This window comes from Streptosporangium carneum, from assembly GCF_027922005.1.
GTDB classification, from domain to species: domain Bacteria; phylum Actinomycetota; class Actinomycetes; order Streptosporangiales; family Streptosporangiaceae; genus Streptosporangium; species Streptosporangium carneum.
In genome coordinates, this window is sequence record NZ_BSEV01000056.1 from 1 (window position 1) to 10,605 (window position 10,605).

General features: G+C 70.0%; 9 protein-coding genes. 3 read left to right on the top strand and 6 right to left on the bottom strand.

The features are described from left to right. Positions 1 to 724: 724 nt before the first annotated feature. Positions 725 to 1,237 (bottom strand): NUDIX hydrolase, encoded by a 513-nt coding sequence (locus tag PKF00_RS43670; RefSeq protein ID WP_271223691.1) that lies wholly within the window; start codon positions 1,235 to 1,237, stop codon positions 725 to 727. A gap of 404 nt (positions 1,238 to 1,641) precedes the next feature. After that, on the bottom strand, positions 1,642 to 1,851 hold the full coding sequence (locus tag PKF00_RS43675) for a transposase (RefSeq protein ID WP_271223698.1): 210 nt from the start codon (positions 1,849 to 1,851) through the stop codon (positions 1,642 to 1,644). A gap of 198 nt (positions 1,852 to 2,049) precedes the next feature. Here PKF00_RS43675 and PKF00_RS43680 point away from each other — a divergent pair, with 198 nt between their 5' ends. After that, complete coding sequence (locus tag PKF00_RS43680) at positions 2,050 to 3,597, top strand: serine hydrolase domain-containing protein (protein WP_271223692.1); 1,548 nt, start codon at positions 2,050 to 2,052, stop codon at positions 3,595 to 3,597. Between the two features lie 472 nt (positions 3,598 to 4,069). Here PKF00_RS43680 and PKF00_RS43685 read toward each other — a convergent pair whose 3' ends face one another. After that, positions 4,070 to 5,377 carry a M14 family zinc carboxypeptidase gene (locus PKF00_RS43685; protein WP_271223693.1) on the bottom strand — a complete coding sequence of 436 codons (1,308 nt, stop codon included), beginning with the start codon at positions 5,375 to 5,377 and terminating at the stop codon, positions 4,070 to 4,072. 84 nt (positions 5,378 to 5,461) lie between these two features. Here PKF00_RS43685 and PKF00_RS43690 point away from each other — a divergent pair, with 84 nt between their 5' ends. Continuing rightward, positions 5,462 to 6,067 (top strand): TetR/AcrR family transcriptional regulator, encoded by a 606-nt coding sequence (locus PKF00_RS43690; RefSeq protein WP_271223699.1) that lies wholly within the window; start codon positions 5,462 to 5,464, stop codon positions 6,065 to 6,067. 59 nt (positions 6,068 to 6,126) lie between these two features. Continuing rightward, complete coding sequence (locus PKF00_RS43695) at positions 6,127 to 7,512, top strand: MFS transporter (protein ID WP_271223694.1); 1,386 nt, start codon at positions 6,127 to 6,129, stop codon at positions 7,510 to 7,512. 225 nt (positions 7,513 to 7,737) lie between these two features. On the opposite strand, the gene PKF00_RS43700 is transcribed toward PKF00_RS43695, so the two are convergent. The 3 genes from PKF00_RS43700 to PKF00_RS43710 are packed head-to-tail and all read right to left on the bottom strand — an operon-like array spanning position 7,738 to position 10,384. Beyond that, positions 7,738 to 8,229 carry a GerMN domain-containing protein gene (locus PKF00_RS43700; protein ID WP_271223695.1) on the bottom strand — a complete coding sequence of 164 codons (492 nt, stop codon included), beginning with the start codon at positions 8,227 to 8,229 and terminating at the stop codon, positions 7,738 to 7,740. Then, entirely contained in the window at positions 8,226 to 9,701 is a 1,476-nt protein-coding gene (locus tag PKF00_RS43705) for an ATP-binding protein (protein ID WP_271223696.1), read from the bottom strand. The genes PKF00_RS43700 and PKF00_RS43705 overlap by 4 nt, the downstream gene beginning before the upstream one ends. 8 nt (positions 9,702 to 9,709) lie before the next feature. Then, on the bottom strand, positions 9,710 to 10,384 hold the full coding sequence (locus tag PKF00_RS43710; RefSeq protein WP_271223697.1) for a response regulator: 675 nt from the start codon (positions 10,382 to 10,384) through the stop codon (positions 9,710 to 9,712). Positions 10,385 to 10,605: the final 221 nt, after the last annotated feature.

The following is a 10,605-nucleotide window of genomic DNA, read 5'->3' on the forward strand; positions in this document are numbered from 1 at the left end:
GGATCGGCTGGGTCGGTGTGGTGCGCCATCGCGGTCCCTCTTCCCCGTAAGCCGTCCGTTGACAAGCTGCCCAGGGACGTTGCCTCACCGTAGGGCAGAGCGGGGTGAACTGCGCGGGCCCTCCCGCACGCCCGCGCGCGAGTGCCTCGCGAAACTCGCGAAACTCTCCCGGGACTGGATGCAGGCCAGCGCCCGCTCCACGGTCGACGGCGCCGGGAGGGTGCCCTTTCGGGTGGGGGCGGCGGCCAGGTAGGTGACGTACTCGGCCAGCGTCTCGGCGGTCGCCGGCAACGGGGGGCGCCCGCGCGTCGCGCACCAGGCGGTGAACGCGGTCCAGTCGCGGGCGTAGGCGCGGCCGGTGGCGGTGGCGAACCCGTCGGCGACCCGGGCGCGCGCGGCCGCCGACAGTGCCCGGTCGACGTCGCCCGCGGGGGGGCGTCCGGGACGGCGGCCGCGAAGGACACGGAGCGCGCGCCGTACCCGCCGGAGGGCCGGGCGGGAAGGACGGTCTCGGCGAGCGGATTCGGACCGAGGTCTGGCTCGGGGGCCGATTCGGGGGTGAGGAGGGCGTCGGGGGAGTCGGGTGTCCCGTCTCATCGATCATGAGGCATAAGAGTGCCCTGACCTGCGGTGCCTCAAATTGGATGAGACGCATCACAGCGAAGCCCTCTCACTGATCATGGGGCAAATCCTCGTTTCTTCGCCGGTGCTGGGCCGTTTCCACCTACGCGGAGGCCGATTCCTCCGTTCCGGGACGACGCGTTCGGGGTCGCCTGACTCTGGACAGTTTCCCCAGATAGGCGTCCAGCGGTTGGACGCGGCCCATGAGGGGCTGGATGCCGTCCCACCAGCAGATCGCGCCGATCTCCTCGTTGGGGGTGAAATCCGGGCGCTCGCCGGCGTGCGCGGTGTAGAGGGCCGCGTACTCGACGCGCCGCTCCGGGCCGAGGACGAAGCGTGCATGTCCGGCGAACACGAGGCCGGTGACATCCAGGCCGGTCTCTTCCCGCAGCTCTCGCATGGCCGCCTGGCGTGGTGTCTCACCTGGGTCGACCATGCCGCCGGGTAGTTCCCAGTACTGGCGTAGGCGGTTGAAGGTCAGCAGCAGCCGCTCGTCGTTCCACACCGCCACCAGCGCCAGCGGCGTGGGCCCGTCCTCAAAGTGTGTCTCCTCCGCGACCGCGTGGAAGGCGGTCAGAAGGTTTCCGGCTTCATCGGCGGCCAGAACATCGCCCATCTCTCGTCCTCCATGCACTCAGAGCGCCAGCCACCACGTATAGGTGAGACGAACGACGGGATGTCTCATGATCAGTGAGACTGCCTCAAGTCCAATGAGACGGGACATCGGGCACCGGTTCTCCAGAGGGTGGGGTGATCATGGTTTCTGGGTTGCGATAAGTAAGGGTTATCGCAACCCAGATTGCAGACAGCGGAAGCCGACACGACCATCTGGTCAGAACGGTGGTTCGTCCGAGAAGTCGGCGGGAGGAGGAGGGGGAGGGACCTTGGTTCCCAGAACGGGAGGTGGTAGCTCCTCGGTGTCGAAGGCCGCGCTCAGGCTGCCTGAACAGCTCCTTTTGAGTTGATCTAGGGGTTCGTCGTACCCGTTGTACTCGTTGCCTCAGGAGTCCTGGGCCTGCATCACCGGAGGGTAGCGGGGCGTCCGAACGCTTCGGCGCCGGCCGCGGCCTTCTCCGGTGCGGTGCCCGCTGGCTGAGCCTGACGCGCCCACAACTGCAGCGTCTCACGGCTGATGACCAGGTCCCGGGCCGCCGAGGCGATCGTCCGGGCCGGATCTGCCAGGTACAGCGCGACGGCATCGGCTTTGAACTCAGGCAGGTGGACCTCCATGACCACCAGGAACTCCTTGGTCTCCAGATCTCCATGATCTGGCACTCAAGGTGTCCACATCTCAGGGGGAGGCCCCGTCCACGCGTCAGCAGCGGTCGGCCGAGCGCGGCACCTGGTCGCGCAGGCCAATGCCCAGGCCATCTACTTTGGGCGTTTCGACAAACTTGGGCGCTGCATCTCCCTGCGACCATGTCGGGCATGGATGTCGCAGAGAGGTTGTCTGACCTGGCGCACTCGTCGGTGCGGCCAGGAGGTCCCGGGCTCGCGATCGGGGTCTACTCCGACGGAAGGCTGATCCACCACGCAGCCGCCGGAATGGCCAGCGTGGAGTTCGAGGTGCCGATCGACACCCGGACGCGGTTCGACATCGCGTCGATGAGCAAACAGTTCACGGCCACGGCAGCCCTGCTGCTGTGCCGCGACGGGCGGCTCTCGCTGGACGACGACATTCGCAAGCACCTGCCGGAGCTCAAGCTGTCCGTGCCGGTGACCGTCGCCCAGTGCCTGCGTCACACCGGTGGCCTGCGGGAGTGGCTGTCCCTGTCCATGCTGGCCGGCCGGTCGCTGACCCGGATAACGCAAGCCCAGGCGCTGGCCTTCGTCGCCGGGCTGACCGAGGTCAACTTCGAGCCGGGCACCGACTTCTCCTACTCCAACACCGGCTACATCCTCGTGACGTCCGCCATCGAACGGATCACCGGGCAGTCGTTGCGCGCGTTCACGACCGAGCGCATCTTCGCCCCGCTGGGCATGACCGACACCCACTTCCGTGACGATAGCCAGGAGCCGCTGGCGAGGTACGCCTACGGCTATGGCGTCTCGGAACAAGGGGTGCGCCGCGCGGACACCGAGGAGTGCGCCGTCGGCGACGGCATGATCGTGACCAGTGTCGCCGACCTGGGGCCGTGGTTCGGTTTCCTCCACGACGGCCGGGTCCTCGGCGCTGACGTACGCGACGCGCTGCTCGAACGGGACGACACAAATGCTCCGTATGCCCTCGGTATCTACCACACGACGGTCAGCGGGCAGCCCGCGTTCGGCCATGCGGGCGGCGCGCCTGGCTACCACTCTCAGCTGCTCCTGCTGCCCGAGCAGGGCATCGGCGTCGTGGTGCTGACCAACAACACCTCGATCGACCCCGGCAGGGTCGGCTACCAGGCGCTGCGCCTGGCTGCCGGGTTGCCCGACGAGGCCCGGCTCGCCCTCATCGAAGACCAGGCGGCGGCCGAGGCGCTGAGCGGGTTCTGGCACGACTCGGGAACCGAGACGACATTCCAGATCGAGCAGGAGGACGACGGCAGGATCACGCTGACCGGCGGTGGCGGCCTCTCAGGCACGTTCGCGCTCACGAGCGACGGGACCTGGCACGGTGGGGACAACCGGCTGCGGGTGATCGACGGCGAGATCATGGCGGGGTCGATCTACGCCCCGGGACGGGCCCGCGCCTTCCTGCCCTGTGCGGCGCCGGTCGAAGGCGCCATGCCGCCGGCGGCCGTCTATCTCAGCCCCGAGGTCGGAACCCTGGCCACGATCACCGATGAAGGTGTCCTGGAGCTCGGGCTGAGCCTGGTGGCGCCGATCGAGCCGGCCCCCGACGGCTGCTTCTCCGCCGGCATGGTCACCCTCCGCCCGGACGGCGACAACCTTCTGGTCAGTGTCCCCGGCACATACCGGCTGCGGTTCGTCCGCCAGCCCGACGGCACCCGCCCGGTCGGTGTGCCGCCCGGGCTCAACCTCACGGCCTGAGCACGGCCTGTCGTTAAGGAAGCCGTCACCGACTACACGCGAGCGGTGTTGGCCCAGGTAGAGAAGGTGACGCCGTCGGTGCGCCACGAGACCCTGCTGTCCGTTGCCTCTAAAAGGGGCAACACTGGCAGGAACCGTCAGTGGGTACGGAGACGGGTGGCAGGATCTCGGTGACCTTGGCAATGACCTTAGGGCCGGGTTTGACGTAGCGCATGGCCGATCCCCGCCCCGACATCCGCCGGTGGACCGAGCCGATGCGCCGACAGCCGCGCGAGGCCTTGAAGATGCTGGAGCACGCCGAGCGGCATCCCTGGTCCGGCTGACGACCGCCTGGCCGACGTCGACGGCCGAGCCCGGCTCTTCTGGCTCCCCGGTCTTCAACGACCAGTGGAAGACCGGGGCCCTGCACCATGCCGGGTCCCGGTCCTCGGCTACGACGAGCTGGGCGGTTTCATCAACGAAGGGGTGCGGGTCAGCCGGTCAGGGAGTCCGCCGCGAGGAGCGCCGCGCCGAGCTGCACGGCGACCAGCGTGCGGATCGGGATGGGCGTGGCCTTGGCGTCGGCCTCCGCCTCGTCGAACCACGTGTTGAAATGGGCGCCCACCGCGGCCCGCTCCGCCCGGATCGCCGGGGTCTGGTTGCCCGCGGCGAGTTCGGCGTCCAGCATGCGCAAGTAGGTTCCGCCGTACCTGAGTCGCACGGTGTGCGTACGCTGCCGGATGTCGACGACCTCGGCGACCGTGGCGGGCCTGCCGGCGTCCGGCAGTTCCTCCCACGCGGAGAGGATGTCGTCGTAGGTGTCCAGGAAGTCCACCAGGGAGCGGCGGTACGGCGAGGGCACGGTCAGGTCGCGCTCGACCGCGGCCAGGGACCGTTTCAGCTCGGCGATCAGGTCGCGCTGCTCGGCGACGCCGGTCGCGAGGACGTCGCGGTGCTCCCGCTCGGTGGGGGCGGTGTCGGCGAAGCGGGGGTCGGCCCAGTAGGGCAGTTCGGTGACCAGGTGCAGCGCGCCGAAGCGGGCCGCGTAGTCGGAGCTTCCGCCGCCGATGCCGTACAACCCGGCCAGCTCGGCGCCGAGCGGCGTCGGGTAGACGCCGGGGCCGATCGGGGCCGCGCCCGGCACCTCCGCGATTCCCGTGTGCAGGGGCAGCCCCTGGCCGGTCGCGAGGCCGGCCAGGCGGGCCGCGAGGGCGGGGTCGTTCTTGTTGAGGTAGTAGAAGGCGCCCTGTAGCTCGCCGTTGTGCAGGGAGTAGACGAAGGCGGGCCTGACCTCGTCCATCAGCCGCATCACGGCCTCGGTCTCCGGTAGCGTGCGGTCGAAGAAGTGCTCGCCCTCCGTCAGCGGGAACGTCCACTCCACCTGGTCGCACTCCGCGGGGCGGTAGAAGTGCTCGGCGTAGGCGCGCTGGTCGCCCGGCCTGACGTACCAGCCCTCGTTGAGCCTGGCGCCGTCGGGATCGACGCAGGGGATCAGATGCCAGCGGAAGCCGAACTCCTCCCGCAGCCAGGCGTCCTCGATGAGCTGCCGCATCAGGGCACTGACGGTGAGCGACCCGATCGGCTCGTTGGGGTGGGGACCGCCTATTATCACCGCGTCGCGGGGGCCGGAGCCGATCGTGGCCACACGCAGCGGCTCGCCCAGGCGTGAGGTGCCGATGCGGCGCAGCCGTACGAGGTCCGGATGGGCGGCGGCGAGTTCGTCGAGCTCGGCGTGCATCTCGTCCACCGTCGGGAACGCGGTGTAGTCGGGGACCCGGCTGATGTGCTTGTCGACGTCCATCTGACCTCCGCGTTTCTAGTAGTTGAATTACTCTAATAATCCATTTATCGTTTCGGCAAGCAGATGGAGGACGAGCCCGTGAGGATGACCAGGGCCGAGAGCAAGGAGGCCAACAAGCGGGCCCTCATCGACGCCGCACGCGAAGTGGTCGGCCGGGAGGGCTCACGGGCGAAGCTGGAGGAGATCACCGAACGGGCCGGTCTGACGACGGGCGCTGTCTACTCGCTGTTCGGCGGTAAGAACGGGTTGCTGGTCGCCATGGTGACCGACTACGCGGGCCCGTTCGACCCGGAGACGATTGCCGCCGCTTCTGCCGGCCTGCCGCTGGAGGAGGTCGTGGCCGATGTGGCCCGCCAGTTCTGGCGCATGGCGAACGACCCGGAGGCCATCGGGCAACTCGTCTTCGAAGGACGCCTGCTGGACCTCGTACTGAACGACGCGAAACTGCGGAGCAGGCTCGGCGACGCGATCCGCTCCGTGGAGACAGAGCTCGCCGGGCTGTTCACCGGTCGCGCGCATGACGGGTCCGTGCTCAGCCACGGACAGGCCCTGCGCCTGGCCCGGGCGCTGAAGGCGACGCTGTCCAGCCTCGGCCAGACCGTCATCCTCGGTGTTCAGGACTGCTCCGAGGAGTACTTCGTCGACGTCGCGCACGCTCTGATCACACCGAGAGTGCTCGGCCCGGCATAGCAAGGCCACGGGTTCCGGGGAAACCGCGGGGCCGGACAGACACCCCCGAAAGGACAAGCATGTCCAGATCCGCCTTCGGCATCATCGGCGCACCGGTGATGTTCCTCGGACTCCTTCAGTTCCTCGAAATAATGATCTCTCCTGCGCTTCCGCTCATCCAGCAGGAGCTGGCCGCCTCGCCCGGCCAGCTGGCATGGCTCTTCACCGGAGGCCTGATCAGCTCGGCGGTCAGCACGCCCATCGTCGGGAGGCTGGCCGACCTCTACAACAAACGGACCGTACTGCTCTGCCTGATGGGGGTCACCGCGGCGGGCACGCTCATCTCGAGCCTGGCGCCGAACGTGCTCGTGCTGATCATCGGCCTGACGGTCCAGGGCGTCTGGCTCGGCATGCTGCCGCTGACCGTCGGCCTGTTCCGCGACACCCTGCCGCCCGAGCGGATCGCGACCGGCAACGGCGTGGTGATCGGCATCGCCGCGTTGGCCAGTGCCCTCGGCCTGGTCCTGGCCGGGCCGCTCATCTCGTTGCTGGGCTTTCGCTGGATGTTCCTGATGACACTGATCGGTACGGCCGGCGCCGCAATCTGGGCGTGGTTCGCGGTGCCCTCCACGGCCAGGGCCGCGGGCAGCCGGATCGACTGGGCCGGCGCACTACTGCTCGGCGGCGGGCTCACGCTGCTGATGCTGGGCCTGACCGTCTCCTCCAGCAGCGGCTGGAACGCTCCAGAGACCCTCGCCCTGCTCGGATCCTCGGTGCTTGTGCTGGCGGTGTGGCTGATCGTCGAGCGCCGGGTGAAGGACCCACTGGTCGACCTGCGGCTGCTGGCCGGCCGCTCGGCGTCAGGGGCCACCGCGATAGGCTTCGTGCTCGGCTTCGCCTCGTTCGGGCTCGTCGTGGCGCTGCCGCTGATGCTGACCGTTCCCGCCGAGACCGGGTACGGCATGGGCGCCACCATCACCCAGATCGGCCTGTACCTGTTCCCCCTCGGAGTCGCGGGCACCCTCGTCGCGCCGCTCGTCGGCCCGCTGACCCGCCTGCTCGGCCGGCGGGCCACCCTCGTGCTCGGCAACGCCCTCATCTCGGGCGGCACCGCCATGCTCGCCTTCCTGCACACCTCGCCCTGGCAGATCGTGGCCGGGTTGACGGTCGTGGGCCTCGGCGGGACGATCGCCCTCACGGCCGCGCTCAACGTGGTGGCCGCCGACATGCCGGCCGAACGCGCCGCCGGGGTGAGCGGCGTGGTCTTCATCGCCAAGAGTGTCGGCGGCAGCTTCGGCGCCCAGATCGGCGGAATGCTGCTGGCGGCGGGAACGGTCGGTGGGCTGCCGTCGGAGCAGAGCTTCGTCAACACCTACCTGTTCTCAGCCGCCATCGGCCTCCTGGCCATCGCCGCAGCCCTCACCATCCGCACCGAGTCGCCCACCCCCGTCCCCGCGACCACCTAATCGCGGTGACCGCACCTTCACCGGGCTGTGGTGTTGTCTGGGGTACCAGTAGCAATCGCGGAAAACCCAACGAACTCGCCGCTGACCTGCGCGGGTCACGCCGGGCCGCGGACCGGACAGAGTCAAGGTTCTGAGCGGTCGGCGCCAGTTGGCGGCTGGGGACACGTTCGGGAGCGGAGGGCCGAGCAGGACCACGGCGATCTGTCCGAAGCAGAGGGCAGGCCGCTACCGTCGCCCCGGGCAGCTCCGGGGGCCGACGCTCTGCCCGGCGCCGGCGACGGTGACCCGGGCAGGGCTTTCCGGCACCGTGGCGGCGGCCGTGCACACGATCTGCGCGACGGCCCGTGTGGACAGTTCGTCGGCCGGAGTGGACAGGGTCACCACCAGGCGGTCGGCCGACTTGGCGGTCACCGAGAACGGGCCCGCGTCGGGCGGGACGTCGGTGGTGAATCCGCGCGCCTGTTCCCTCGGGGTCGGTCCGGCCGCCAGCAGCGCGAGCGTGTCCGTTATGAACAGTGGAGGACCACCGGGCCGCGTCACCGCGCTGAGTCGGCCGTTCTTCACCAGGTAGAGGGTGATCGCCGTGGTCGGTGCGACGGCTCCGCTCGGCGGCTCGCCGGAGGAGATGGTGTCGCTGGGTTGCACGCCGCAGCCGGTCACGGCGACGAGCGATACGAGGCCCGCGGCGAGCACGCGGCGGGCGAGCCAGGTCCTCACCTGGGACCTCCGTCCGGATCGTGTGCCCGGCGTGGCAGGCGCAGCGTGAACACGGCGCCGCCGTCCGGGGCGTTGGTGACGGTGAGGTCGCCTCGGTGCAGGCGCGCGTTCTCCCGCGCGATGGCCAGGCCCAGGCCGCTGCCCTCGGATCTGGCCCTGGCCGCGCTGGCCTTGTAGAACCGGTCGAACACGTGCGGCAGCACCGCTTCGTCCAGCCCCGGCCCGTGGTCGCGGACCTCCAGAGCGATCTGGTGCGGGTCGGCGGACAGCCGTACCGACACCGGCGGCTCGCCGTGCCGCAGGGCGTTGCCGACCAGGTTCGCGAGGATGACGTCCACCCGGCGCGGGTCCAGCCGTGCCGTCACCGCGGCCGGCAGCTCGGTGTGCACCTGCTCCGACCAGCCCCGCGTACGCAGGGTCGCGCGCACCAGCTCGGCCACGTCGACCTCGTTCAGCGCGAGGGCCGCCACACCGGAGTCGAACCTGCTGATCTCGATGAGGTCGTTCACCAGAACGGTGAGGTTGAGCGTCTCCTGGCTGACCAGCCTGGCGGCCCTGCCGGCGGGCCCGGGCAGCCGGGCCGCCTCCTCGTCCAGGACCTCGGCGACCGCGGTCAGCGCGGCCAGCGGGGTACGCAGCTCATGCGACACATCGGCCACGAACCGGCGGGCGTCGGCCTCCATCTCGCGCAGCTGCTCGACGTGCCGTTCCAGCTCCGCGGCGGTGGTGTTGAACGTGCGTGCCACCTCGGCCAGCTCATCGGAGCCGCGGACCGCGATCCTGGTCCGCAACTCGCCCTCGCCCAGCAGGCGTGCCGCCCGGCCCAGCTCGCGCACCGGGCCCAGCACGCCACGGGTGGCCAGCGACGCCAGGACGACCGCGAACCCCAGGGCCGCCCCGCCGTTGAGCCAGGCGCGTGCGGCGAGGTCGTCGATGCTGCCCTGTTCGGGAGCCAGGCTGTGCGCGACGTAGACCTCGATGCCGGACGCCCGCTTCGGCCGGTCCCCCTCGACGATCAGCAACGGCGTGCCGATGATCAGGTAGGGCCCGTCCGGCCACACCACACGTTGCCACGCCATGTGGCCGTCGGCCACCTCCCGCCGCAGCCCCCGGGGAATCATCTCGGGATCCAGGCCACGTCGGCATGGCCCGCCGGAAGGCGGGCACGGCGAGCCGGGGGCGGCCGGTGAGCGCGTCTCGTGATAGATGGCGATCGCGTCGTTGCTCCCGTCGGCCACGGTGCGGGCGATCTCGCCGAGCTCGGCCGCGTCCGGCGCCGGATTCCGCAACGGGAAGAGCGCCTGCAGGCGGTCTCTCATCGTGTCCACCGCGGCATCCTGGGCCCGCTGCAGGATGTCGACGCGGGCCTGGAGGTAGCTCCCGCCGGCCACCGCCGCCGCGGTGACCACACACAGCAGTGCGAACACGAACAACAGCCGGGCACGCAGTCCCAGGGGCGGCCAAGGCGCCATCGGCCGCTTCACACCGGCCCGAACCGGTACCCGAACCCACGCACCGTCTGCACGTAGACGGGCGCCGCCGAGTCGTCCTCGATCTTCGCGCGCAGCCGCTGCACGCACGCGTCCACCAGACGCGAGTCGCCGAAGTACCCGTGCTCCCACACCGACTCCAGCAGCTGCTGGCGGCTGTGCACCCGGCCCGGCGTGCCGGACAGCTCGAGCAGCAGGCGCCGCTCGGTCGGGGTGAGGCTGACCGGCACGCCGCGGTTGGCGACCACCAGCCCTGCCCGGTCGATGGTCAGGTTCCCGTGCCGCTCCAGCTCCGCCTGGTCCCGGCTGATCCGCCGCAGCACCGCGCGGATGCGTGCCTCGAGCACCCTGGGCCGCACCGGCTTGACCACGTAGTCGTCGGCGCCCGCCTCCAACCCGGCCACCACGTCGATGTCGTCGCCGCGCGCGGTCAGCATGATGATCGGCACCTCCCTGGCGGCCCGGATACGGCGGCAGACCTCGAACCCGTCCATGCCGGGCAGCATCAGATCGAGCACGACGACGTCGGGAAGGTCCATACGCAGCCGCTCCAGCCCCTCCTCACCGGACTCCACCGCGCGCACCCGGTGCCCATGCCGGGTCAGGGCCAGCTCAAGGCCCTCCCGTACGGCCGGGTCATCCTCGATCAACAACACTCGCGACACGCCGCCGAGTCTCACAGCACGCTCCGTAATTCGCTCGCCGGTCGACCCTGTCCACTGTCGGCCGGTCGTGTCTCCGCCTCGTCAGCGCCATGTCATGGTTGTGTCACGGTCGCGCCGACGGTCGCCGCCGTCGAGAAACGGTGACATACGGGGGATAAAGCACGCACATTCGGCGCCAATCGTAGTCGCCATGAACGAACCACACACGCTCCCGACTCGGC

Bases quoted from the DNA above. Each gene is read 5' to 3' on its own strand.
- PKF00_RS43670 (WP_271223691.1), bottom strand. From the start codon at position 1,237: ATGGGCGATGTTCTGGCCGCCGATGAAGCCGGAAACCTTCTGACCGCC.
- PKF00_RS43675 (WP_271223698.1), bottom strand. From the start codon at position 1,851: ATGGAGGTCCACCTGCCTGAGTTCAAAGCCGATGCCGTCGCGCTGTAC.
- PKF00_RS43680 (WP_271223692.1), top strand. From the start codon at position 2,050: ATGGATGTCGCAGAGAGGTTGTCTGACCTGGCGCACTCGTCGGTGCGG.
- PKF00_RS43685 (WP_271223693.1), bottom strand. From the start codon at position 5,377: ATGGACGTCGACAAGCACATCAGCCGGGTCCCCGACTACACCGCGTTC.
- PKF00_RS43690 (WP_271223699.1), top strand. From the start codon at position 5,462: ATGACCAGGGCCGAGAGCAAGGAGGCCAACAAGCGGGCCCTCATCGAC.
- PKF00_RS43695 (WP_271223694.1), top strand. From the start codon at position 6,127: ATGTCCAGATCCGCCTTCGGCATCATCGGCGCACCGGTGATGTTCCTC.
- PKF00_RS43705 (WP_271223696.1), bottom strand. From the start codon at position 9,701: ATGGCGCCTTGGCCGCCCCTGGGACTGCGTGCCCGGCTGTTGTTCGTG.